17 protein-coding genes are annotated in these 20906 nt (G+C 70.2%); 6 read left to right on the top strand and 11 right to left on the bottom strand.

Annotated features, from left to right (window positions below; all coding sequences use genetic code 11):
- The first annotated feature begins 14 nt into the window (after window positions 1-14).
- Complete coding sequence (locus A3CU_RS0107445) at window positions 15-839, top strand: putative protein N(5)-glutamine methyltransferase (protein ID WP_027941764.1); 825 nt, start codon at window positions 15-17, stop codon at window positions 837-839.
- Between the two features lie 13 nt (window positions 840-852).
- Here the strand turns inward: A3CU_RS0107445 and hisG are convergent, their stop codons facing one another.
- Both hisG and A3CU_RS0107435 read right to left on the bottom strand, forming a co-directional pair.
- Window positions 853-1695 (bottom strand): ATP phosphoribosyltransferase, encoded by an 843-nt coding sequence (hisG, locus tag A3CU_RS0107440; RefSeq protein WP_027941763.1) that lies wholly within the window; start codon window positions 1693-1695, stop codon window positions 853-855.
- A gap of 176 nt (window positions 1696-1871) precedes the next feature.
- The gene (locus tag A3CU_RS0107435; protein WP_027941762.1) at window positions 1872-2135 is read right to left on the bottom strand and encodes a phosphoribosyl-ATP diphosphatase; all 264 of its coding nucleotides are present in this window, start codon (window positions 2133-2135) and stop codon (window positions 1872-1874) included.
- 353 nt (window positions 2136-2488) lie between these two features.
- Between A3CU_RS0107435 and A3CU_RS0107430 the strand changes: the two genes are divergently transcribed.
- Complete coding sequence (locus tag A3CU_RS0107430; protein WP_027941761.1) at window positions 2489-3295, top strand: class I SAM-dependent DNA methyltransferase; 807 nt, start codon at window positions 2489-2491, stop codon at window positions 3293-3295.
- 45 nt (window positions 3296-3340) lie between these two features.
- On the opposite strand, the gene A3CU_RS0107425 is transcribed toward A3CU_RS0107430, so the two are convergent.
- Together A3CU_RS0107425 and metH are read right to left on the bottom strand one after the other, a co-directional pair.
- Window positions 3341-4024, bottom strand: a complete 684-nt coding sequence (locus A3CU_RS0107425; RefSeq protein WP_027941760.1) for an HAD family hydrolase — start codon at window positions 4022-4024, stop codon at window positions 3341-3343.
- A gap of 206 nt (window positions 4025-4230) precedes the next feature.
- Window positions 4231-7785, bottom strand: a complete 3555-nt coding sequence (gene metH / locus A3CU_RS0107420; protein ID WP_027941759.1) for a methionine synthase — start codon at window positions 7783-7785, stop codon at window positions 4231-4233.
- A 102-nt stretch (window positions 7786-7887) separates the two neighbouring features.
- Between metH and A3CU_RS0107415 the strand changes: the two genes are divergently transcribed.
- A complete protein-coding gene (locus A3CU_RS0107415) occupies window positions 7888-8727 on the top strand; it encodes a PAC2 family protein (RefSeq protein WP_156960283.1) in 840 nt (279 codons plus the stop codon).
- Window positions 8728-8737: 10 nt separating this feature from the next.
- Entirely contained in the window at window positions 8738-9943 is a 1206-nt protein-coding gene (locus tag A3CU_RS43765) for an MFS transporter (RefSeq protein ID WP_052371522.1), read from the top strand.
- A 57-nt stretch (window positions 9944-10000) separates the two neighbouring features.
- Here A3CU_RS43765 and A3CU_RS0107405 read toward each other — a convergent pair whose 3' ends face one another.
- The 5 genes from A3CU_RS0107405 to mshC form a co-directional block, all read right to left on the bottom strand.
- Window positions 10001-10831 (bottom strand): metallophosphoesterase family protein, encoded by an 831-nt coding sequence (locus A3CU_RS0107405; RefSeq protein ID WP_027941757.1) that lies wholly within the window; start codon window positions 10829-10831, stop codon window positions 10001-10003.
- Entirely contained in the window at window positions 10795-12039 is a 1245-nt protein-coding gene (locus tag A3CU_RS43760) for an MFS transporter (protein WP_043840744.1), read from the bottom strand. The genes A3CU_RS0107405 and A3CU_RS43760 overlap by 37 nt, the downstream gene beginning before the upstream one ends.
- On the bottom strand, window positions 12036-12623 hold the full coding sequence (locus tag A3CU_RS0107395; RefSeq protein WP_027941756.1) for an ArsR/SmtB family transcription factor: 588 nt from the start codon (window positions 12621-12623) through the stop codon (window positions 12036-12038). The genes A3CU_RS43760 and A3CU_RS0107395 overlap by 4 nt, the downstream gene beginning before the upstream one ends.
- A gap of 229 nt (window positions 12624-12852) precedes the next feature.
- Window positions 12853-13323, bottom strand: a complete 471-nt coding sequence (locus tag A3CU_RS0107390) for a YfbM family protein (protein ID WP_027941755.1) — start codon at window positions 13321-13323, stop codon at window positions 12853-12855.
- A 127-nt stretch (window positions 13324-13450) separates the two neighbouring features.
- A complete protein-coding gene (mshC, locus tag A3CU_RS0107385) occupies window positions 13451-14689 on the bottom strand; it encodes a cysteine--1-D-myo-inosityl 2-amino-2-deoxy-alpha-D-glucopyranoside ligase (RefSeq protein WP_027941754.1) in 1239 nt (412 codons plus the stop codon).
- A 91-nt stretch (window positions 14690-14780) separates the two neighbouring features.
- On the opposite strand from mshC, the gene A3CU_RS0107380 reads away from it, so the two are divergent.
- The gene (locus A3CU_RS0107380) at window positions 14781-16091 is read left to right on the top strand and encodes a cytochrome P450 (RefSeq protein ID WP_027941753.1); all 1311 of its coding nucleotides are present in this window, start codon (window positions 14781-14783) and stop codon (window positions 16089-16091) included.
- Window positions 16092-16312: 221 nt separating this feature from the next.
- Here the strand turns inward: A3CU_RS0107380 and A3CU_RS0107370 are convergent, their stop codons facing one another.
- Window positions 16313-18271: a vWA domain-containing protein gene (locus tag A3CU_RS0107370; RefSeq protein WP_027941752.1), complete on the bottom strand. Its 1959-nt coding sequence runs from the start codon at window positions 18269-18271 to the stop codon at window positions 16313-16315.
- A gap of 58 nt (window positions 18272-18329) precedes the next feature.
- The gene (locus A3CU_RS0107365; protein WP_027941751.1) at window positions 18330-19721 is read right to left on the bottom strand and encodes a sigma 54-interacting transcriptional regulator; all 1392 of its coding nucleotides are present in this window, start codon (window positions 19719-19721) and stop codon (window positions 18330-18332) included.
- A 343-nt stretch (window positions 19722-20064) separates the two neighbouring features.
- Between A3CU_RS0107365 and A3CU_RS0107360 the strand changes: the two genes are divergently transcribed.
- Window positions 20065-20862: a hypothetical protein gene (locus tag A3CU_RS0107360; RefSeq protein WP_027941750.1), complete on the top strand. Its 798-nt coding sequence runs from the start codon at window positions 20065-20067 to the stop codon at window positions 20860-20862.
- The last annotated feature ends 44 nt before the right edge of the window (window positions 20863-20906 follow it).

Raw genomic sequence — 20906 nt, 5'->3', positions numbered from 1 at the left:
CGAAAGGCGCTCTCATGTCTGTCTTGCCCTCCGCTGATTCGCGATCCGTCATCGTGACGCGGCTTCGCTCCGCCGGCTGCGTGTTCGCCGAGGACGAAGCCCGTCTGCTGATCTCCACCGCCCGTACCCCGGCCGAACTCGACGCCATGGTGGAACGGCGGATCAGTGGCCTGCCGCTGGAGCACGTCCTGGGCTGGGCCGAGTTTTCCGGTCTGCGGATCGCGCTCGACCCCGGGGTGTTCATCCCGCGCCGCCGCACCGAGTTCCTCGTCGAGGTGGCCATGAACCACGCTCGACCCGCCAAGCGGACCGAACCCGGGCCGGTTGTCCTCGACCTGTGCTGCGGGTCGGGCGCGCTCGGCGTCGCCGTGGCCACGAAACTGGCCGGGAGGTCGGGCCAGGTCGAACTGCATGCCGCCGACATCGACCCGGTCGCGGTGCGCTGCGCCCGGCGCAACCTCGCCGCCGTCGGCGGCCGGGCCCACCTCGGTGACCTCTACCAGCCGCTGCCGCCGGACCTGCGGGGCCGGGTGGACATCCTGCTGGCGAACGTCCCGTACGTGCCCACCGACGCGGTGGCGTTGCTGCCCGCCGAGGCGCGCGAGCACGAACCGCGAATCGCGCTCGACGGCGGCCCGGACGGGCTCGCGGTGACACGCCGGGTCGCCGCCGGGGCACCGGCCTGGCTGGCGCCCGGTGGCCGGCTGCTGACCGAGGCGAGCGAGCGGCAAGCAGCCCGGATCGCCGAAGTGTTCGCCGCGGCCGGGCTCGTCCCGAGCGTGGCCCACTCCGCCGACCTGGATGCGACCGTCGTGGTGGGAACCGCGTCCGGCGGGTAGCCGGGCCGGCGAGTCACATGCGGCAGGACCGGATGTCGGAGGCGAGCACCGCCTTCGCGCCGGTCTCGGCCAGCTCGTCCATGACCCGGTTGACTTCCTTGCGCGGCACCATGGCGCGAACGGCGACCCAGTCCGGGTCGGCCAGCGGCGCGACGGTGGGCGACTCGATGCCGGGTGTGATCGCCACCGCCCTGGGCAGCAGCGCGCGCGGGCAGTCGTAATCGAGCATCATGTACTGCTGCGCGAAGACGACGCCCTGCAGGCGGGCGACCAACTGCGACTTCACCTTCGACGGCGCGGCGCCCGAGCGCTGCACGAGTACCGCCTCGGACACGCAGATCGGGTCCCCGAAGGCGATGAGGTTGTGCTGCCGCAGCGATCGGCCGGTCTCCACCACATCGGCGATGGCGTCGGCGACGCCGAGCTGGACGGAGATCTCCACCGCCCCGTCCAGGCGGATGACCTCGGCGTCCACGCCCTGCTCGGCGAGATGGTCGCGCACCAGGTTCGGAAACGACGTGGCCACGCGCCTGCCGTGCAGGTCGGTGGGCTTCCAGTCCTGGCCATCGGGCGCGGCGAAGCGGAACGTGGACGCGCCGAAGCCCAGCGCGAGGACCTCCTCGACCGGGGCGCGCGAATCGATGGCCAGGTCACGGCCGGTGAGGCCGAGATCGAGCTCACCGGAGCCGACGTAGATCGGGATGTCCTTCGGGCGCAGGAAGAAGAACTCGACATCGTTGGCATGGTCGAGCACCGTCAGGTCACGGTCGTGACGGCCGCGGTAGCCCGCTTCACCGAGCATCACCGCCGCCGGCTCCGCCAGCGCTCCCTTGTTCGGCACTGCAACCCGCAGCATCAGCCTTCGCTCCCGTCCTGCATCACTTGTCGGTGTTATTAGAACGTGTTCGGGCAGCCAGACCGTGACACCCGTTGTCGGCTGCCCGTCGATCGCGCAGGCGGCCTGCCTCCCCGCCCACGTGCAGCGTCCTAGTTCGTCGCCACAAGTGCCATCTCGCGTTCTGAATATGTCATCTACAGATATCGGTAGACGTCCTCGGTGGTCAGCCCGCGGCCGACCATGAGCACCTGCACGCGGTAGAGCAGCTGCGAGATCTCCTCGGCCAGCCGCTGGTCCGACTCGTGCTCCGCCGCGATCCACACCTCGCCCGCCTCTTCGAGCACCTTCTTGCCCTGCGCATGCACCCCGGCGTCGAGGGCCGCGACGGTGCCCGAGCCGGCCGGCCGGGTCCGTGCACGCTCGGTCAGCTCGGAGAACAGCTCATCGAAGGTCTTCACGGTCTGCAGATCCTTCCATCCGCCCGGCCGGCCCGGCGATCCGGCCCGGCACGCCTGCCCGGCGGCGGGGTCCGGGGGCCGCGCCCGTGGCGGACCCGTCACATCCTCGCCTCCCTACCCGGTGAGCGGTTGACATTCGACATCGATTGCCGTTGCCTGGAATTGCTCTACTCGCAGCTTTTGCGAATGGGCCAGAAAGGAGGGTTATTCAAACGCAAGATGAGCACGCTGGTGACATAGCATTACGCTGCACGTGGGCGGGGAGGCAGGCCGCTAGCGCGGTCAACGGTAGCCGACGAGAAGAAGTCACGGCCTGGCTACCCGAACACGTTCTGTACAAGAAGGAAGTGATAATGGCCAGCCGAGAGTCACCTGCCGGAAAAGCTCGCCGATCGTCGACCCGCGCGGCCACCCTCCAGATCAGACTCCCCCGGCCATCGGACCGACTCGATCAGGACGCCGAGCACTGTTCCGTTCTGCTGCACGGAGAATGGCGACGCATCCGGTTTCACGACTACGACGAGATTTACCGCATTCCCGGGCTGTACGAGCAACTCTTCCACGACATCCTGGACTGCCAGTCGCCGGACGTGATCGCCAAGCTGCTCAAGGAGGAGTTGCAGCGAGGCGGGTACGAGCCGGACAGCCTGCGCGTGCTGGATCTGGGCGCCGGCAACGGCCTTGTCGGCGAACAGTTGCGTAACATCGGCGTGAGCGGTCTGGTGGGTGTGGACATCATCCCCGAGGCCCGCGAGGCGGCGCTGCGTGACCGGCCCGATGTGTACGATGCCTACCACGTCACCGACGTCACACGTCTTTCCCCTGCCCTGCACCGCGACCTGGCCTCAACCGGCTTCAACACGCTGTCCTGTGTGGCCGCGCTCGGTTACGCCGACATACCGCCGGAGGCGTTCCGCGCCGCGTTCAACCTCGTCGGCGACGGCGGCTGGATTGCGTTCAACATCAAGGACCGCTTTCTGTCCGATGAGGACACTTCCGGCTTCGCCGCGTTCATCCGCCGGCTCCGTGACGAAGGCGTGCTGGAGTTGATGACCATGCAGCGTTATCAACACCGGCGTAATGTGCACGGCGAGCCGTTACACTATGTCGCGATCATCGGCACGAAGCACCGGAATATTCCGGTGGAATTCGTGCCGTGACGTTGTGCCCGGCCACAACTCGCGTTGCGAATTCATCACAGGAATCTACTGGTCGAGAATTTCCGCGAACGCCGCGGCGTCCACACCCAGCAGCGACTCGCGGAAAACCCGGCGCGGCCCGGGGGCGACCGGCACGTCGTTGGGGACGACCAGCACCGTGCAGCCGGCGGCCACCGCCGACTCGGTGCCCGGCGACGAGTCCTCCACGGCCACGCAGCGTGCCGGATCCACTCCCAGCAGGCGTGCCGCCCGCAGGTAGGGCTCCGGGTGCGGCTTGTTCAGCCCATCCACCTCGTCACCGCACACGATCGTCTCGAAGAACTCCCGGCCGAGCGTGTCGAGCGCGAGTTCGGTGAGTACGCGCTCGGTCGATGTGACCAACGCCATGGGCAGCCCGGCCACCCGCAGCGCGACCAGCGCCTCGCGGGCGCCGGGCCGCCACGGCAGCGCGGTGGCGAACTCCTCGGCCGCGCGGTCGCGGATCCAGTCCCCGGTGCGGACGATCGCCTCATCGGTCGGGGCGTGGCCGGTCACCGCCAGCAGGTACCGCGCGGTGGCGGTCATGTTGGAGCCGACCAGCGTCAGCCGCTGCTCGTCGGTGAGCGTGCCGCCCAGCCACTCCGCCGCCGCGTAGATCGCGACATCCCACAGCTTCTCCGAGTCGACCAGCGTGCCGTCCATGTCCCAGAGCACGGCGGCCAAGCCGTCCGTCGCGGACGGTTCAGTCAAGGTATCTCCTTAAGTGGTTGTTTCAAAGCGGCGGAGCCGCTTGCGGTGGGCCGTCAACTCGCGCCGCTGCGGGTTCTGAGGTGGTTCCTGGCGAGGACAGCTCCGACGTGGTGAATTGGGCATTCATGAGGAGGAGATCCCGGAGCCAGGGACCGCCTGGAGGTTCCGCCACCCGCACCGCCACGCAAACCGCCTCAAAACAGTCTTTAGGTGTTGAAGTATTTGGCTTCGGGGTGATGGCAGACGATCGCGTCGGTGGACTGCTCGGGATGCAGCTGGAACTCCTCGGAGAGCTTGACCCCGATGCGTTCCGGCTCCAGCAGGTCCACGATCTTGGCCCGGTCCTCCAGGTTCGGGCATGCGCCGTAGCCGAGCGAGAAGCGGGCGCCGCGGTAGCCGAGCTTGAAGAACTCCTCGACGGCCTCGGGGTCCTCGTCGGACACCGCCGCGCCGCTGCTGAAGTGCAGTTCCTGCCGTACCCGCCGGTGCCAGTACTCGGCCAGGGCCTCGGTGAGCTGGACGCCGAGGCCGTGGACCTCCAGGTAGTCCCGGTAGGCGTTGGCGGTGAACAGTTCCTGGGCGTGGGCGGCGATCGGCTCACCCATGGTGACCAGGGTCAAGGGCAGCACGTCGACCTCGCCCGCCCGCAGTGCGGCCTCCCGGGGGCGGTAGAAGTCGGCCAGGCACAGGTGCCGGTCGCGCTTCTGGCGGGGGAAGGTGAACCGGCACCGCTCGGGCGCGTCGGGACGCGCTTCGGTGAGCACGACGAGGTCGTCGCCTTCGGCGAGGGCCGGGAAATAGCCGTAGACGACCGCCGCGTGGGCGAGGACACCGTCGGTCGCCAGCCGATCGAGCCAGTATCGCAGCCGTGGCCGGCCCTCGGTCTCGACCAGCTCCTCGTAGCCGGGTCCCTCGCCGCCCCTGCTGCCGCGCAGGCCCCATTGGCCGAGGAAGGTGGCGCGCTCGTCCAGGTAGGCGGCGTAGTCGGCGACCGGAATGCCCTTGACCACACGGGTCCCCCAGAACGGCGGGGTCGGCAGCGGCACGTCGGTGGCCACGTCGGAGCGGGCGGGCAGCGGACCCTCGGGCTCCTGCGCGGCCTTGCGCGCTTCGGCGATGCGTAGCGACCGCGCCCGGCGGGCCTTGCGTTCGGCCCGTTTGGCCTCCTCGGCCGGGTCGACGGCCGGCGCTTCACCGCGTTTGACGGCCATGATGGTGTCCATCAGCCGCAGCCCCTCGAACGCGTCCCGGGCATACCGCACCTGGCCGTGGTAGAGATCGGTGAGGTCGTTCTCCACGTAGGAGCGGGTCAGCGCGGCGCCGCCGAGCAGGACCGGCCAGCGGTCGGAGACCCCGCGGGAGTTCATCTCCTCCAGGTTCTCCTTCATGATCACCGTCGACTTGACCAGCAGCCCGGACATGCCGATCGCGTCGGCCCCGCGCTCGCTCGCGGCGTCCAGGATGGTGCTGATCGGCTGCTTGATGCCGAGGTTCACCACCTCGTAGCCGTTGTTGGACAGGATGATGTCCACCAGGTTCTTGCCGATGTCGTGCACATCGCCCTTCACCGTGGCGAGCACGATCCGGCCCTTGCCGCCCGCGGACTCCTTGGGCATGTGCGGTTCGAGGTAGGCCACCGCGGTCTTCATCACCTCGGCCGACTGCAACACGAACGGCAACTGCATCTGCCCCGATCCGAACAGCTCGCCCACCGTCTTCATCCCCGACAGCAACGTGTCGTTGATGATCTCCAGCGCCGGCTTCTCCCGCATGGCGTCGTCGAGGTCGGCCTCCAGGCCGTTGCGCTCGCCGTCCACGATCCGCCGCTCCAGGCGCTCGAACAGCGGCAGCGCGGCCAGTTCCTCGGCCCGCGAGGCGCGGCTGGAGGCCGCGGAGACGCCCTCGAACAGCCGCATCAGCTCCTGCAACGGGTCGTAGCCGGCACGCCGGCGGTCGTAGACCAGGTCCAGCGCGACCTTCCGCTGCTCCTCCGGGATGCGCGCCATCGGCAGGATCTTCGACGCATGCACGATCGCGGTGTCGAGCCCAGCCTGCACGCACTCGTGCAGGAACACCGAGTTGAGCACCTGCCGCGCGGCGGCGTTGAGCCCGAACGACACGTTCGAGACCCCCAGCGTCGTCTGCACCTCCGGATACCGGCGCTTGAGCTCGGCGATCGCGTTGATCGTCTCCAGTCCGTCCCGGCGGGTCTCCTCCTGCCCGGTGGTGATCGGGAAGGTCAGGCAGTCGACGATGATGTCGCACACCCGCATGCCCCAGTTCGTCACCAGGTCCTCGATGGTGCGGGTGGCCACCTCGACCTTCCACTCGGCGGTGCGGGCCTGGCCGCGCTCGTCGATGCACATCACCACGACCGCCGCGCCGTGCTCGGCCACCAGCCGCATGGTCTTCTGGAACCGCGAGTCCGGCCCGTCGCCGTCCTCGTAGTTCACCGAGTTGACCACGCAGCGGCCGCCGAGCCGCTCCAGCCCGGACTGCAGCACCGCGGCCTCGGTCGAGTCGAGCATGATCGGCAGCGTGGAGGCGGTGGCCAGCCGCCCGGCCAGCTCCGCCATGTCGACCGTGCCGTCCCGGCCCACGTAGTCCACACACAGATCCAGCAGGTGCGCGCCGTCCCGGGTCTGCTCACGGGCGATCTCCACGCAGTCCTCGTACCGGCCCTCGAGCATGGCCTCACGGAACTTCTTCGACCCGTTGGCGTTGGTGCGCTCGCCCACCATCAACACGCTGGCGTCCTGCTGGAACGGGACGGCCTGGTACAGCGACGACACCCCCGGCTCCGGCCGCGGCCGCCGCGACGCCCGCGGTGCCCCGCCGACGGCCGCCACCAACTGCCGGATGTGCTCCCCGGTCGTGCCGCAGCAGCCGCCGACCAGGCCCACCCCGAACTCGCGCACGAACCCCGACAGCGCCTCGGCCAGCGCCTCCGGGCCCAGCGGGTACACCGCGCCGTTCGGGCCGAGCTCGGGCAGGCCCGCGTTGGGCATCACCGACAACGGCACCCGCGCCGACTTCGACAGCGTCCGCAGATGCTCGCTCATCTCCGCCGGGCCGGTGGCGCAGTTCAGCCCGATCACGTCGATCCCCAGCGGCTCCAGCGCCATCAGCGCGGCGCCGACCTCGGTACCCAGCAGCATCGTGCCCGTGGTCTCCACCGTGATCGACGCGATCACCGGCACCCGGCGGCCCTCGGCCGCCATCGCCCGGCGCGCGGCCACGATCGCGGCCTTGGTCTGCAACAGGTCCTGGCTGGTCTCCACGATCACCGCGTCCACGCCACCCGCGAGCAGGCCGCGCACTTCCTCGGCGTACGCGTCACGCAAAACGTGATAGGGAGCATGCCCGAGCGTCGGCAGCTTCGTGCCCGGGCCCACCGAGCCCAGGACGAACCGCGGCGAGCCGGGCGAGGCGAACTCGTCGGCCGTTTCCCTGGCCAGCCGCGCGCCGGCCTCGGACAACTCGAAGATCTTCTCCGCGATGCCGTACTCGCCCAGGTTCGCCAGGTTGGCGCCGAACGTGTTCGTCTCCACGGCGTCCGCCCCGGCCTCGAGGTAGCCGCGGTGGATCCCGCGGACCACGTCCGGCCGCGTAACGTTGAGAATCTCGTTACAGCCCTCGAGGCCGCTGAAATCGTCCAGAGACAGGTCATGAGCCTGTAACGCGGTGCCCATCGCCCCGTCTGCGACGACGACACGGGAGGACAACGCGTCCAACAGCGGGGATGGGAGATCTTCCGGCATGTCACCCAGGCTACGGTCTCCGGGCCCTGGATAGGGTCGTAGGCTGGGCGAGTGAGCGACCCAGCCAACCCGACTACCCTGCCCGACGACTCCCGCCCGGTCATGGTGGTGGCCTTCGAAGGATGGAACGACGCAGGTGACGCGGCCAGTACCGCGGTGGAACACCTTCAGTTGAGCTGGGATGCCAAGCCTCTCGCCGAACTGGCTCCCGACGACTATTACGACTTTCAGGTGAGCCGCCCGACCGTCCGCATGGTGGACGGGGTGACCCGGCGGGTGGAATGGCCCACCACGAGGCTGTCGGTGTGCCGGCCGCCGGGGTACGACCGGGACGTCGTCCTGGTGCAGGGGCCCGAGCCGAACATGCGGTGGCGGGCGTTCTGCCAGGAGCTGATCGAGCACATGGAACAGTTCGACGTCTCCACCGTCGTCACACTCGGCGCGCTGCTGGCCGACACCCCGCACACCCGGCCGGTGCCGGTGACCGGGACCGCCTACGACGCGGAGGCGGCGGCGCGGTTCGGCCTGGAGCGCAGCCGCTACCAGGGGCCGACCGGGATCGTCGGGATCCTCCAGGACTTCTGCGTGCAGGCCGGCATCCCCGCGATCTCCATCTGGGCGGCGGTGCCGCACTATGTGTCGCACCCACCGTCACCGAAGGCCACGCTGGCGCTGCTGCACAAGCTCGAAGACGTGCTCGACGTCGAGGTCCCGCTGGGCGCCCTGCCCGAGCAGGCCGAGGAGTGGCAGCGCACGGTCACCGAGATGGCCGAGGAGGACGAGGAGATCAGCGACTACGTGCGCTCGCTGGAGGAACACGGCGACGCCGAGGTCCAGATCTCGCTGGAGGAATCCAGCGGGGACAAGATCGCCGCGGAGTTCGAGCGCTACCTTCGGCGCCGACGGCCCGGAAGAGAGGGACCAGGGCCTGCGCCGAAGTGAGTCCCGCACGGTGATCTCGCGCACGGCCCTCTACGTCGGCGGCCTGCTCGGCCCCTTCGGGGCGGGTGTCACCTCCGCGATGCTCCCGGAGCTGGCCCGGACCTTCGACGTCTCGGAAAACACCGCGGCTTCGTCCCTGACCGCCTATCTGCTGCCGTTCGCGCTGGTGATGGTGGTCTCCGGCACGCTGGGCGAACGGTGGGGACGCAACCGCACCATCCGGGGCGCCTACGTGCTGTACCTGGTGGCGGCGCTGTTGTCGGTCTTCGCGCCCTGGTTCTGGCTGTTCCAGGTCGGCCGCGGGTTCCAGGGCGTCGCGAACGCCTTCATCACGCCGCTGCTGCTGACCAAGCTCGCCGACGTGACCCCGAAACCACGGCTGGGGCGCACCCTGGGCACCTACGGAGCGGTGCAGAGCATCGGGCAGACGTCCTCCCCGCTGGTCGGCGGGCTGGCGGCCGAGGGGGTCTGGGGCCTTGCCCCCGGGTTGGGCCTGGGATTCGCGCCCCCGGGCGACACCGCCTCCTGGCGCTGGGCCTTCATCGGGATCGCGGTCGTGGCCTGCGTGCTGGCGTCCAGCCCGCTGCCGGCCGACGGCGCGAAGGCCGCGGCCCCGGCCCGGCTGCGTGACGCCTGGCAGCCGACGGTGGTCTGGACCGGTGCCGTGATCTTCCTCGCCTGGGCGTGCCTGGCCGGCCTGCCGTTCCTGGTCGCGTTCCGGGTCGACGACCTGTTCGCGCTCGGCCCGGGCGTGCGCGGGCTCGTGCTCACGGCGTTCGGGGTCGCCGGGTTCCTCTCCGCCCGTCCGGTCGGCGCCGCCGCCGACCGGTTCGGACCGCGGGCCGCGATCTGCGGCGGGCTGCTGCTGGGCGCGATCGCGATCGGCGCGATCGGCGTGTTCGCCTCGCTGCCGGTGGTGGTCGCCGCGTGGGCCCTTGGCGGCGTGTGCGGCCAGCTGATCCTCGTGGGGATCAACGCTTCGGTACTGGCCGGGGCCGAAAACGGCCGCAGTGGCGCCATTTCCGTGGTCACCGCGCTGCGGTTTCTCGGCATGGCCGCGTCTCCCGGGGCCTTCACCGGCCTGTACCACCGCGAGCCGGCGCTCGGCTTCCTCCTCCCGGCCGGGCTGCTCGCGCTGACCATCCCGCTGGCCGCGCTCTCCCGCGCCCGCACGCGGGAGGTCGTCGCACCCGGCCCGTGCGAGGCGAACCGGTGAGGAAGGCGGATTTGCCACGGAACGGGGGCCTAACCTCCGGGACGGCCCCCAGCCCCCTCAGTTGGAGAGGATCTTGCGCACCGGCACGGCGCCGCGGGCGCGCTTGCTCCACTCGCGGGGGTAGCCGAGCGAGACCTCCTCGAAGCGGACACCATCGGCCTCGGTCGTGCGCGGAATGTGCAGGTGCCCGAACACCGCGACCTCGGCGCGGTACCGGACATGCCAGTCGGCGGTCTGCGTGGTGCCGCACCACAAGGCGAACTCCGGCCAGTACAGCGGGTTCGTCGGGTGGCGGTGCAGCGGCCAGTGTGACATCAGCACGGTTCCGTGGTCCTCCGGGACCGCGGCCAGCCGTTCCTCGGTCAGCTTGAGCCGCCGCGCGCACCAGTCCTGGCGGCTCGGATACGGGTCCGGGTGCAGGAAATACTCGTCGGTGCACACCACACCGGCCTCGCGCGCCTGGTCCAGGGCTTCCTCCAGCGAGACGGACTCGGCCTGCGGCGTGCGCCAGCTGTAGTCGTACAGCAGGAACATCGGAACGACGGTGAGCGGGCGCTCGCCGTGCTCCCACACCGGGTAGGAGTCCTCGGGGGTGAGCACGTCGAGCTCCCGGCACCGGTCGACCAGGTACCGGTAACGCTCCTCGCCGCGCAGCTGGACCTTGTCCCCCCTGGTGGTCCACAGCTCGTGGTTGCCGGGCACCCACACCACCCTGGCGAACCGCTCCCGCAGCATGGCCAGGGTGTCGACGACGGCCTGCGCGCGCTCGGCGACGTCCCCGGCGACGAGCAGCCAGTCGTCCGGCGACTCGGGGCGGATCGTGTCGACGATCGGCGCGTTGCCTTGGTGCGTCACGTGGAGGTCACTGGTGGCGAAGAGACTGGGCACGCTTCAACGTTAGTCACTGATCGCGTACGAAGCCCCAGCAATACGACGAATGCCGCGACGACACTGAACACCGCCTGGGCGTTGAGCAGCACCGCCGGGCTCGCCCAGCCGACCGCCGCGCCCGCGCCCAGCGTGCCCGCCACCTGGCACACCGCCGCGCCCGCGAACATGCTGGACAGCGCCCGCCCCGCCCGCTCCGGCGGCGCGGCGAGCTGGACCACCGACACCAGCCCGGCGTTCAACATCACGGCCGGCACGCCGACCACGATGAACAAGACGACGTACACGGGGAACGAAGTCGAGACGTAGACGGCGTTCCAGATGACCGCGGCACACACGCCGAACGCGACAATGCCCCAGCCCAGCAGTTTCGCCGGCCGGGCCCGTCGTGCCAGGGACGCCAGGCACAGCCCGGCCGCCAACCCGCCGATGGCTTGCACCCCGCGCAGCAGCCCGACTTCGGCCTCCCCGCCGCCAAGCGTCCGCGTCACGAACACGACGAACAGCACCGCGAACATGCCTTGTCCCACCGACAGCGGAACGAGGGCCCACCAGACCGTACGCAGCCGCCGGTCCCGCCTGATGTCGGCCAGCCCGTCCAGCCAGGCCCGCCAGAGCGGACCGGGTTCGCCGCCCGGTTTTCCCTGCTGCTGCGCGAACTTCGGCACGAGCATCAAACCGGCGACGACGAGCAGTGACAGATAGACCCCGACGACCCAGCCGAGCCCGGCGAAGCCCAGCACAGCGCCGCCGAGCGAGGCGCCGGCCAGCCGCGCCACGCTGCTGTTCATGCCCATCAACCCGTTCGCCGCGGTCAATCGGTCTTCGCCGACCAGCGCGGGCACCAAGGCGCTGCGGGTGGGCTCGTACACCGACGCGACCATGGACTGCGCGACCATCACCAGGTAGACGACCGTCAGCCGCCCCTCGCCGACCGCGAGCAGGGGCAGCGAAACCGCCGCTTGCGTGAAACACACCGCGGCCAGCAGCACTCGCCGGTTCCACCGGTCGGCCAGCACCCCGGCGACCGGACTGACCAGCACCATCGGCACCAGGCCGGCGACCATCGTCACGGCGGTCGAGGAGGCCGATCCGGTCGCGGTGAAGATGAACACCGGCAGCGCCACCTGGAGCATCCACTCGGCGGTCTCGGCGAACAGGCTGGCGACCCACAGCCGGGCGAAAGCCCGCTCGCGCAACGGGTTCATGAGCTCAGCTCCCCGTTCGCCTCGACCCTGGGGAAGGCCCGCCAGCCTGCGTGCACCGTGCGCGCACCCTCGGGGACGTCCTGGCGAAGGGCGGTCACGTACGGCCGTACCAGCTCGTCGACCGCGCGGTTGAGCTCAGTGAGTTCGTCCGGGGTGACCCGCAACGCGTAGTAGTTGAGCGTGGACGCGTTCTGCCACTCCGGCTCGAAGTCGTCGACGCTGTCCAGAAACCGCTGCGTGAGCACGTCGCTCTCACGAAGCCAGGTGGCGCCCGCGGCGAGCTGGGCGGCACGGGTGGCCGGGTCCGGCGCGGGGGTGCCGAAGTCGAGGCCGACCGGCACGGCGCGCCACGGCCGCTCCCGCGCGTCGGTGGCCTCCACCCGCTCGACCAGTCCCCACTGGGCGAGCTGGCGCAGGTGCCAGCTGCAGTTCGACGCCGAGGAGTCCACGGCCTGGCCGCACTCGCTCGCGGTCCGCGGGCCGACCGACAACAGGTAGTTCAACAGCGCGGCGCGCAGCGGATGGGTCAGCGCGCGGAGTAGTTCGACATCTCGGATCCGCCTGCGTGGCGGCAATTCAGCCATCACAACCCCCTGATCTGAAAGTGCCCTTTCGAAAGGATACTTTCAGATCAGGGGGCACCGGTCAACGGCTTCGAGGCACAGTGGCGCACGGGCAAGATCAGCCCGTGCGCCACAACCGGCGTCAGAAGCCGGGACTTCTGCGCCGTAAGCACTTCAACGCCGTATAGATCGTTATACGGCCCCCCATACGGATTTACCGGCCTTCAGCGCGGCACCCCGACGGTCGACGCTAAATATTGAACTCCATGATCGCCGCACAGTCCGCAGCTGCCGTTCGCACGAAGAAGTTCACCAATGTCTCGTAGTTGCTCTTCACGTACTCGAGCTCCCCATCCGAGTCGTGATCCCACATGCGCGGATACACTCCCTCACTCATCATCTTCGCCGGATCGTAGTGACGCGCCAACATCGCGAACGGCACCTTCCGCAGCTCCTCCGCCACCTGCTTCACAGTCTCCGCAGACCACCCAGTGAGCAGGTTCTCCTCATCGATCGGCGTACCATCCGTCAGAAGATCGAGCCCGAGCCCCTCAGCGTCCAACAGGAACTGGATACCACCCCACGCCTTCTCGATGAAGCCGTCCGGCTGCCCCGGCCTGTCGCACACCTCATCGACGAACTCCCACGCCCATTCCGGATCCGCGAAGGCACGCTCCAGCTCCGCCGGTGTGACCATTTCCCAACCCAGCACCATGCCCATCGATCCGCTCCTCCATGTCGCCGCCCAGAACGGACCGAAGTGTGCCACGCTGGTCCGACCATGGCTTCAGAAGCACCGGGGCTTCAATATGGTCCACACCAGACAGATGTCCATCCACCTTCCTCCGCTACAGAGCCACCCCGAGCAGAGCGTCCACGGCGGCGCGGACCAACTCGGGCGCGTTCGCGTCGGCACCTTCACCCCGCAGGGCTTCGGCCGCCCACGCGTCGAGTGCCGCGAGCGCGCCGGGCGTGTCGAGGTCGTCGGTCAGGTGGTCACGCAGGCGCGCGAGGGTGGATTCCGCCCCCGGTCCGGCCGGTAGCGCCACCGCCTCCCGCCACCGGGAAAGCCGCGCCTGCGCCGCGGTCAGCGCCTCTGCCGTCCAGGCCCGGTCGCTGCGGTAGTGACCGGCGAACAGGGCCAGCCGGATCGCGCCCGGGTCCACGCCGTCGGCCCGCAGCCGCGACACGAACACCAGGTTGCCGCGGGACTTCGACATCTTCTCACCGTCGAGGCCGATCATCCCGGCGTGCACGTAGTGCCGGGCGAACGGGTGCAAGCCGGTGACGGCTTCGGCATGCGCCGCGCTGAACTCGTGGTGCGGGAAGATCAGATCCGACCCGCCACCCTGCACGTCGAACTCCATGCCGAGCCGGTTGGCCGCGATCGCGCTGCACTCGATGTGCCAGCCGGGCCGCCCCGGGCCGAACTCCGAGTCCCAGGACGGCTCGCCCGGGCGCGCACATCGCCACAGCAACGCGTCGAGAGGGTCTCGCTTGCCGGGCCGCTCGGGGTCACCGCCACGCTCGGCGAAGAACTTCAGCATCGTCTCGTGGTCGTAGTTCGACTCGTAGCCGAACCGTCCGGTCACCGTGTGATCGAAGTAGATGTCCGGGTACTCGGGGTCATCGGCGCGGTAGGCGGCGCCGTCGGCGAGCAGCTTCGCGATCGCCTCGACGATTTCGGGAATGCTCTCCACCGCGCCGACGAACTGCCGCGGCGGCAGCACCCGCAGCGCCTCCATGTCCTCCCGGAACAGCGCGGTCTCCCGCAGGCCGAGCACGATCCAGTCGTCCTGGTCACGTTCGGCGCGCTCCAGTAGCGGATCGTCGATGTCGGTCACGTTCTGCACGTAGTGCACGTCGTGACCGGCGTCTCGCCACACGCGGTGCACCAGGTCGAACGCCAGGTAGGTCGCGGCATGACCGAGATGCGTGGCGTCGTAGGGCGTGATGCCGCAGACGTACATCCGAGCGGTGTCGCCGGGTGCGGTCGGGCGGATCCGGCCGGTCGCGGTGTCGTACAACCGCAACGGGCGGGGCGTGCCGGGCACGCGGGGCAGGCTGACCGATGACCAAGTGCGCATACCTCCACCCTAAGGGCCGCCACCGCAAACCATCCCGGCCCGTGGGAAGAGTGGGCGTATAAAAGGAAGATCCGCCCGAGGGAGGCCAGCGATGACCGTCGATGCGCGCTACCGCAAGCTGCCACCCGGCCCTCGCGCGCCGTTACCGGTCCAGACCTTGCTCTACGGCAACTTCCGCCACGTGCTGATGCCGATCCTGCGCCGCCGCTACGGCGACATCATCCACCTGCGGCTCTATCCGGAGCGCGACGTCATCCAGCTGGCGAACATCGAAGACATCAAGCAGGTCTTCGGCGGGCCGGCGAAGGTGTTCCACGCGGGCGAAGGCAACCAGGTGCTCAAGCCGGTGATGGGCGAGCGGTCGGTCCTGCTCACCGACGAGGACGTCCACCACCGCGCGCGACGGCTGCTGGTGCCCGCCTTCTCCGGCAGCGCCCTGCGCGGCTACCGGGACATGATCACGAAACTGACCGAGCGCGAGGTGCGGCGCTGGCCGGCCGGGCGGGTGTTCCCCGCGGCCGAGCGGATGCGGGTACTCACCCTGGAGATCATCCTGCGCGTGGTGTTCGGGGTCACCGAGGGGCCGCGCTTGGACGAGCTACGCCGCCGGTTGGTCCGGATGGTCGACATCGGCGTCCTCGATATTTTCGGCTGGCACAACGAAAGGCTGCGCCGGCACGGCCGCTGGCGGCGGGCCCACGAGAACCAGCTCGCGGTGGACGAGCTGATCCGCGCCGAGATCGCCGGCCGCCGACGGGCCGTCGACCTGGCTGACCGCTCCGACGTGCTGTCCCGCCTGCTGAGCGTCACCGTGGAGCACGACCCGCTCACCGACGACGAGCTGCGCGACCAGTTGGTCACCCTACTGCTCGCCGGGCACGAGACCACCGCGACCGCGCTGGCGTGGTCCTTCCACGAACTGTCGCGGGATCCGGTCACGTTGGGTGCGGCGACGCGCGCCGCCGACGAAGGCGACGAGAAGTACCTCGAAGCCGTCGTGAAGGAAGCACTGCGCCTGCGCCCGGTCGTGCCGGAGGTGGCGCGCAAGCTGACGGAGGAAACCGAGATCGGCGGCTTCCGCCTCCCGGCCGGATTCGTTGTGATGCCCTCGATCGTCATGGTGCACGCGGATTCCCGGCACTATCCCGACCCGTCGCGGTTCCGGCCGGAGCGGTTTCTCGACGGCGGGCCGGAGCCGGGTGCGTGGTTCCCGTTCGGCGGCGGGGTGCGGCGCTGCCTCGGCGCCGGATTTTCCTTGCTGGAGGCCACGACCGTGCTGCGCGAGGTACTGTCCCGCTACCGCCTCTCCCCCGAGCGGGCACGCCCGGAACGGCCGCGCCCGCGCAACATCACCGTCGTGCCCGGCCGCGGCGCCCGCATCTCGGTCACCCCCCGCCGATAAGCCGCGCCCGGTCCCCCACCCCAGAACACACCCGCCCGAACCGAGAACTCACCCACCCCACCCCAGAACACACACACCCGAACCAGGAACTCACCCGCCCCAACCCAGAACACACGCACCCGAACCGGGGACACACCAGATCCCGGCGTGTCCCGGGTTCAGGAGGGCGAGTTCTGGGTTCAGGAGGGCGAGTTCTGGGTTCAGGAGGGCGAGTTCTGGGTTCAGCGCCGGCGGGTGCGGAGGTAGTCGCTTACCACGGCGGCGCCGAGGCCGTCGAGGTCCGGAGCCACCACGCGGCCGCCGGAGCGGCGCGCGATGAGGTCGACGAATGCCTCCAGACGCGGGTCGTCGCCGAGCCGGAACACCGTCACCGACGCACCCAGCTTCGCCAGCCTGTCCACTTCGGACACCGTCTTGGCCAGGGTCCGCGGCTGCGGCGGATAGTCGAACACGGCTTCGCCGTCGGGCTCCAGGTGCGCCGTCGGCTCGCCGTCGGTGACCATCAGCACCACCGGCTGCGCGTCCGGGTGGCGCCGGAGATGACGTCCGGCCAGGAGCAGCGCGTGGTGGGCGTTGGTCCCCTGCTCCCAGGCGCCCTCCAGCCCGACCAGCTCGTCCAGCTCCACCGCGGTGGCGTAGCGGCCGAACGTGATGACCTGCAGCGCGTCGTTGCGGAACCGGGTGGAGATCAGCTGGTGGAGCGCCAAAGCGGTGCGCTTCATCGGCAGCCACCGGCCCTCCGACACCATCGACCACGACGTGTCCACGCACAGCGCGACCGCGGCGCGGGTCCGATGCTCGGTCTCGATCACCTCGACGTCCGACACGTCGAGCCGTACCCGGCCGCCACCGGAGGAAGCCGTGCGCAGCACGGAATTGCGGACCGTACGGGACACCTCCCACGGCTCGGTGTCGCCGAACTGCCAGGGCCGGCTCGCCCCGGTCGGTTCGCCCGCGGCGCCCGCCGACTCCTGCTGGCGCTCTCCGGTCTTACCGCGCAACGAGTTCACCACGTCGGCCAGCGCGGTCTCGCCCAGCCGCCGCAACGCCTTGGGAGACAACCGGAGAGAGCCGTCCGGCGCACGCTCGAACAGTCCCTGCCGCCGCAGCTCACGCTCCAGTTCGGACAGTCGGCGAGCGTCCACTCCGGCGTCTTCGCCGAGTTGGCGTTGCAGGGCTTCGAGGTCGATGTCCTCCAGCCGCGCACCCGGGTAGGACTGCGAGAGCTGCTCGGCGAGCGCGTCGAGTTCCGCGAGATCGGCCATGGCCTGCGCGCCCTCGCCGAGGCCGAGCGGGTCCTGACCGCGGAACCGCGCCGAGGAGGTCCAGTCCTCCCCGGGCCGCAGCGCCCGCAGCTGGCTGTCCAGAGTGGACAACTGCTGGGCGAGCCGGGGGTCCCCGAACGCCTGCTGCGCCAGCTCCATCAGCTCGGCGCGCTGCTGCTCGCTCATCGAGTTCAGCATCCGCTGTGCGGCCGCGGCGCGAGAGGCCAACGCGTCGATCAGTTCCTCGACGTTGCGCGGGTTCTCCGGGAAGAACTGCCCATGCCGCCGCATGAACTCGGCGAACCGGTCCTCGATGTCGTCGGCGCCACGCGCATAGGCGTTGAGCAACGAGTTGAGGTCGGAGAGCATCTCGTTGACGCGCTCGACGTCCTCGGATGTCGTGCTCTGCAACGCGTCCTTCATGCCCTCGAAGCGAGCGTCGAGCATTTCCCGCCCGAGCAGGTCGCGGATCTGCTCGTAGTTCTCGCGTCCGGTTTCCGACCGCCACTGGTAGTCGGCCAGCTCACGCACGGCCGCGGCCGTTCCCGGGGGCAGGGCGTCCAGCTCCGCCTCCCGGAAGCGCGCCTCGTCGGACGGGTCGGGAAGCAGCTCCCGCCGTTCGGCTGCCAGCCCCTCGTCGAGCAGGCGCCGGATCTCCTGCAGGGTGCCGTCGAGCCGGTGGCGCCGCTGGATTTCGGAGCGTCGCTGCCAAACCCGGCGGGTCAGCTCGTCCAGTCCCGCGGTGGTCCGGGTACCGCGCCGCAGCAACTCTTCCAGCGCCGAGCGGGGCGAGGACCCGCCCATCACGTCCCGGCCGATCTCGTCAAGCGCGTCGCGGAGGTCGATCGGCGGGGCGAGCGGGTCCGGCCCCTCGTGCCACGGCCCGTACGAGTAGCCCTCGGGTATCGCTGTCATGGCTGCTTCTCCGCGAGTTCGCGCGCGACCGCGTTCGTGTCGACAGGGCGCTCCAGTGTCATGGCCCGTACACCGTTGTCGCGTCGTCGGAATCCTTGGCCAGCTGCCGGGCCAGGTAGAGCGACTCCAGTGCGAGCTCGACGGCGGACGCGATCCGGCCCGGCGAGTCGCCCGCCGACACCCCGGCCCGGGTCGCGACCTCGTGCAGGACCGGCAGTTCCGGCAGCGCGGCCAGCACGTCGGCGCCGGGCACCCGCTCGCCGGTGGTGACGAGATGACCGTCGGTGACCGCCTCCACCAGCGGGCGCAGGTTCAGCCCGCCGAAGAAGTCCCGGGCGGTCTCGGCGACGGCTCGCCGGAGCAGGTGCACCAGGTGTTCGTGCTCGCGGCCCTCCTCGCCGGGCTCGAACTCGAGCTTGCCGCGCAGCACGGCCGGCACCGCGTCTAGGTCCACCGGGCGGGCCACGGCGGGCTGCTCACCGGTCAGCGCCGAGCGCCGCAGCGCCGCCGCGGCCACGGTCTCGGCCGCGGCGACCGCGAACCGGGCGGACACGCCGGAGCGCTGGTCGATGACCGGGGATTCGCGGAGATTGCGCACGAACCGGGCGAGGACCTCCAGCAGCGGTTCACCCACCTCCGCGACCAGGTTCGACTCCTGCCGCACGACCTCCACTTCGGCGGCCACGTCCAGCGGATAGTGCGTGCGGATTTCGGCGCCGAACCGGTCCTTGAGCGGGGTGATGATGCGGCCGCGATTGGTGTAGTCCTCCGGGTTGGCGGTGGCGACCATCAGCACGTCCAGCGGGAGCCGCAGGCTGTAGCCGCGAACCTGGATGTCGCGCTCCTCCATCACGTTCAGCAGCGCCACCTGGATCCGCTCGGCGAGGTCGGGCAGCTCGTTGATGGCCACGATGCCGCGGTGCGCCCGCGGCACGAGTCCGAAGTGGATGGTCTCCGGGTCGCCAAGGCTGCGGCCTTCGGCCACCTTCACCGGGTCGATGTCGCCGATCAGGTCGCCGACCGAGGTGTCCGGCGTGGCCAGCTTCTCGGTGTAGCGCTGGCTGCGGTGCAACCACGTGACCGGAAGCTCGTCGCCCAGTTCGGCGGCGCGGCGCCGCGACACCGGGGTGATCGGCTCCAGCGGATGCTCGGCCAGTTCGGATCCCTCGATCACCGGGGTCCACTCGTCGAGCAGGCCGGCGAGCGTGCGCAGCAGGCGGGTCTTGCCCTGGCCACGCTCCCCGAGCAACACGATGTCGTGACCGGCCAGCAGCGCCCGCTCGAACTGCGGGAGCACCGTCCGGGAAAAGCCGACGATGCCCGGCCACGGGTTCTCCCCGGCCCGCAGCGCGGCCAGCAGGTTGTCGTGGATTTCGGTCTTGACACTGCGCGGCCGGTGGCCGGCGGCGCGCAGCTCCCCCAGGGTGCGGGGAAGGGTTTCGGGATTCACCCCCTCGACGCTACTTTCCTTTGCGCCGATCGTCGACGTGGAGCAACTCCAGCTGTGCTACTCAAAACGCGCGATCGACGAACGCGTCTACGGACCGTGACTTGGCAACGCACACCGGCCATGCAGTCCCGGCGGCCCGCAGCCGCGTTCGCGAGGCCTTCGGCGGCGCGTCTTCCACTCGCCGAAGCACGAGCACGGACTTTTGCCTGCCCCTCCGGCCTCACCAGCCTTTTGGCGACCCGAAGGCCGGTGACGATCACCCCGAGACACGGCCGACACGCCGTCACTTCCTCCTAACGGTTGACGGGCGCGCCACGCCTTCCCTGCCGTACCCTGAATTCTCGTGTGCTGTCCCAGTGCGACCCTGACCGTGTGGACCTCAGCGTGGCTGTCCGGCGCCGCGGCCTCGGACGACGTGCTCGACGCCCTGCTGGCCTGGGGCGAGGCCCACGAGGTCGTCGCCGCCGACGCCGAGGCCGCGGTGACCCTGAACCTTCCGCTCACGGGCGACTTCCCGGTCACCCCGGTGCAGTTGCTCGCCGCGCTGCGGGCCCGCGGGGCGGCCAGCGCACGGCTTGTCCTGCCGGTGCCCGGCGACGTCCGGGGGCTGGGTCCGGCGGGCCGGCTCGCCGAGGCCGCGCTGCGGGCCGGTGAGGCGACGCTGCTGCCGGGCATCGGGTTCGGCATTGTGCCGCAACCGATCGCGGAGGGCCTCATGCGCTGGTCTGTGTACAAAGTGGACATTCCAGCGGCGGCGGACCAGGTCGGTCTCGGCGAGGCCGAGCACGGCCTGACCGACGCGATCCGCGACTCCGCGGGCGCGCTGAAGGCGCTCGACGTGGCGCGGGACCGGCCCGGAGTGCGGGCGGAGCTGACCGCGTGGCTCAAGGCGCGGCCCAAGCTGAGCTGGCCGGCCGGCACGCCCGGCCGGGCGCTGCGGGTGTTGCAGCGCGCGGAGGAGATCGGCGGGATTCTGGCGCTGGCGCAGGCGGACGATCCGGGTGGCGCGCTGTCCGCCTCGGCCGCCGTGCGCCGCGCCGACGCGCTGCGGCCGCTGGGCGATGCCGTGCGCGTGGCGCGTCACGCGGCGATCAACGAGGCTGTCCGGTTGTTCACCGAGCAGGCCGAGCGGCCTTCGTAACAACCGGTTTAACCGCCAGGTCCCTGGTCAAGGTGAGTCCTCGC

The sequence above is a fragment of the Amycolatopsis taiwanensis DSM 45107 genome (assembly GCF_000519205.1).
Lineage (GTDB): Bacteria > Actinomycetota > Actinomycetes > Mycobacteriales > Pseudonocardiaceae > Amycolatopsis_E > Amycolatopsis_E taiwanensis.
This window is presented reverse-complemented; position numbering and strand designations above follow the sequence as displayed.

Bases quoted from the DNA above. Each gene is read 5' to 3' on its own strand.
- hisG (WP_027941763.1), bottom strand. From the start codon at position 1,695: ATGCTGCGGGTTGCAGTGCCGAACAAGGGAGCGCTGGCGGAGCCGGCG.
- A3CU_RS0107390 (WP_027941755.1), bottom strand. From the start codon at position 13,323: ATGGGCATGGTGCTGGGTTGGGAAATGGTCACACCGGCGGAGCTGGAG.
- mshC (WP_027941754.1), bottom strand. From the start codon at position 14,689: ATGCGCACTTGGTCATCGGTCAGCCTGCCCCGCGTGCCCGGCACGCCC.
- A3CU_RS0107415 (WP_156960283.1), top strand. From the start codon at position 7,888: ATGGTGGTGGCCTTCGAAGGATGGAACGACGCAGGTGACGCGGCCAGT.
- A3CU_RS0107380 (WP_027941753.1), top strand. From the start codon at position 14,781: ATGACCGTCGATGCGCGCTACCGCAAGCTGCCACCCGGCCCTCGCGCG.
- metH (WP_027941759.1), bottom strand. From the start codon at position 7,785: ATGCCGGAAGATCTCCCATCCCCGCTGTTGGACGCGTTGTCCTCCCGT.
- A3CU_RS0107370 (WP_027941752.1), bottom strand. From the start codon at position 18,271: ATGACAGCGATACCCGAGGGCTACTCGTACGGGCCGTGGCACGAGGGG.
- A3CU_RS0107395 (WP_027941756.1), bottom strand. From the start codon at position 12,623: ATGGCTGAATTGCCGCCACGCAGGCGGATCCGAGATGTCGAACTACTC.
- A3CU_RS0107430 (WP_027941761.1), top strand. From the start codon at position 2,489: ATGGCCAGCCGAGAGTCACCTGCCGGAAAAGCTCGCCGATCGTCGACC.
- A3CU_RS43760 (WP_043840744.1), bottom strand. From the start codon at position 12,039: ATGAACCCGTTGCGCGAGCGGGCTTTCGCCCGGCTGTGGGTCGCCAGC.
- A3CU_RS0107445 (WP_027941764.1), top strand. From the start codon at position 15: ATGTCTGTCTTGCCCTCCGCTGATTCGCGATCCGTCATCGTGACGCGG.